Origin of the sequence: Desulfomicrobium apsheronum (genome assembly GCF_900114115.1) — a bacterium.
Lineage (GTDB): Bacteria > Desulfobacterota > Desulfovibrionia > Desulfovibrionales > Desulfomicrobiaceae > Desulfomicrobium > Desulfomicrobium apsheronum.
Genome location: NZ_FORX01000041.1, coordinates 1 through 2,439, shown reverse-complemented (window position 1 = coordinate 2,439; position 2,439 = coordinate 1). Strand labels below are relative to the sequence as shown.

Below are 2,439 nucleotides of genomic sequence, written 5' to 3'. Positions count from 1 at the left end.
ATCGAGGACAAGAAAGGGCAGGAAGAAATCTATGTTCATGCCGAAAAGGACGTGAATGTCTACGTCAAGAACGACTGGAAGGAGCACATCCTCCATGATCAGCATCGCACCGTGGACAATTTTTCGTATTCGGTGGTGAAGGGCGAAGATCAGCAGACGGTGGAAAAGGACCGCAAGATCGAGCTCCTGTCCGACGACCACCTGACGGTCAAGGCCAGCAGCCATAGCCGGTTCGGCGACAAATGGCTGCTGCGCAGCGGCGACGAAGTCCACATCAGGGCCGGAAGCAAGGCGGTGCTTGAGGCCGGCACGGAACTGACCGTCAAGGCGGGCGCCAGCTTCATCCGGCTCGACCCTTCCGGAGTGACCATTGTCGGAGCCAAGGTCGGGATCAACTCCGGCGGAAGTCCGGGCTCAGGCTCGGGGGCGAGGCCGCTTTTGCCGACGGACAGCCTTCTTCCCGAGGAAGGGCAGGTGCCATTCTGCCAAAAAGTGATCTTCGATCAGGCCCGTGAACTGGACGAGCCTGTCATCAATGAATGTCCCATGGAACAGGAGTCCGAAGATGCATGAATTACGGATGAATGAAGTGGTGCGACAGGTTTTTGATCCCAAAGCCGTGCTTGAAGAAATCCGGAACAAAGGCTGGAGCGCATGGCTTGTTCTGGACCCCGGATGTCATCCGGATGCCCTTGCGCGCCTCTACGCCCTGGAACCCGATACGAAAAAGACGCTGCTCTTTCTTGATTCTCGCCTTGAGCACATGCACGAACTCTCCCCCCGTATCCTTCCCGTGACGCCCGGTTCATTGATCCTGGACTGGCTCGAAGAACACGATCCGAGGGGCTGGGGCATGGTCGTGGCTTCAGATGCCCCGATCGAAGATGTATTGGCCCATCTGCGCAGCTTGCTGCTGGTCAAGACGGAAGGGAAAAATCTCATCTTTCGCATCTGGGATGGGCGCATCCTGGAGCGTATCTGCGCCGCCATGCCCGAAGAAGCCCCTTTGCTTCTGGGTCCGGCGCGGCTGGTCCTGACCCGCACGAGCGCGGAGGGCTGGGCCCGCATCGACCATGCCCCCGAAAACCCGGACGCTCCCCGGCCTGTCCATCCCTGCCCGTGGTACATATTTGGCGCACGCCATGCCGAAGTCTTCCGGGTAGGCCGCGCCCAGATTCTGGCCCGCAATATCGTCTTCTCCCTGTGCGGCCCGACGCCGGATGCGTCTTTGCCCCTGCCGCCAGGGGATGAACCGCTCCTGGCCTTCACCGTCCGTCATGTGCAAAGGGGGCTCGCCCTTGGATTGTCCAGCGAACAAGCCCTTGAACTGTTCATCCGCTGCTGCCTGCTCCACGGGGAATCCTTTCCCGACACCGAATCTATCCCCGCCCTCAAGCCTTTTACCGCCAGGATCGTCAACGAAGACGCGGCCGTCGCCGCCATGCGCAATATCTGCACCCAGGGAGGTTATCGTGGCTGAACCCATCTGTCTGGACTGTCCGAAAGAGTACTGGATCGCCTTTGTGCTGGAATCACAGGGAGAGGAAGAACCGGCAGCCGATTCGGCGCGGGCGGCCATCCCTGCCAGTGGCTTGGAGCTGTTTACGTGTTTTCCGGTTTCGGGTTCCGAGACAAACGCCGCTCCCTTGTCGCTGGTCCACAATGTCGTCTGGCTCGATCCGCAGGGAGTGCCGACCAATGATGTGACCATAGACCACTTTTTCTGCCAGGACAGCGAAGCCCATGTGAACCTTTACGAAGAACCCGCCTACCAGAAGGTGCTGCCATGAAAAAAATGGTCCGGATCAAACATGCCAAGGATGGATACGTCGCCCCCAGAATCTACGAAAAGACGCCGCAGGAAATGTTCAAGCCTCGCGTCGCCTCCAACTGCGAAGTGAACCGGACCCATGTTTTTCGGGTCAAGCGGCAGACCGTGGCCATAGTGGTGGTGCCGGGGGTCATGGCGTCGAGGTTGAGCAATTTGGACGATGAGCCCGTATGGGATCCAGATGATTTGTATTTCATGTCAAACGCGTACTTTTGGTGCGCCCCGGAGAAGCGCTACAAGCTTCTCATCAAGAAAGGCCGCAAAGTCATGGACCAAGGGGACCCAGAAATCCTCAAGAAGTATCCCAAAGCCGAAGAGCGCGGGTGGACCGGCCTGGCCTGGGACTTTTTCGGAAAACTGCTCGGCGGCCTGCATGACTGGAAGACGCCGCTGAAGGTATTTCTGGATTTGCCGGTTTATGCCTTTGGATTTGACTGGGTGGATTCGTGCGAAGTGTCCGGGACTCTCCTGCGACAGTTTATTCTGGAAAAAGTCAAAGCGGACAAGGTCATTATCATCTCCCACTCCATGGGTGGACTGGTGACGCGCTATGCCCTGGCCGGAGAGGGCGGGGAAGCCTTGGCCAAGAAAGTCCTGGGCGTCGTGCA

The 2,439-nt window shown here is 58.4% G+C and carries 4 protein-coding genes; all 4 read left to right on the top strand.

Annotated elements, in window-relative coordinates; genetic code table 11:
* On the top strand, positions 1 to 573 hold a 573-nt coding region (locus BMZ40_RS19765; protein WP_425429378.1), incomplete at its 5' end, for a bacteriophage T4 gp5 trimerisation domain-containing protein.
* Positions 566 to 1,480: a DUF4123 domain-containing protein gene (locus BMZ40_RS18975; protein ID WP_177193284.1), complete on the top strand. Its 915-nt coding sequence runs from the start codon at positions 566 to 568 to the stop codon at positions 1,478 to 1,480. The genes BMZ40_RS19765 and BMZ40_RS18975, both read left to right, overlap by 8 nt.
* Positions 1,473 to 1,790 (top strand): hypothetical protein, encoded by a 318-nt coding sequence (locus BMZ40_RS18970; RefSeq protein WP_092379677.1) that lies wholly within the window; start codon positions 1,473 to 1,475, stop codon positions 1,788 to 1,790. The genes BMZ40_RS18975 and BMZ40_RS18970 overlap by 8 nt, the downstream gene beginning before the upstream one ends.
* The coding region (locus BMZ40_RS18965; protein ID WP_218143802.1) for an esterase/lipase family protein at positions 1,787 to 2,439 on the top strand (653 nt) is incomplete at its 3' end. The genes BMZ40_RS18970 and BMZ40_RS18965, both read left to right, overlap by 4 nt.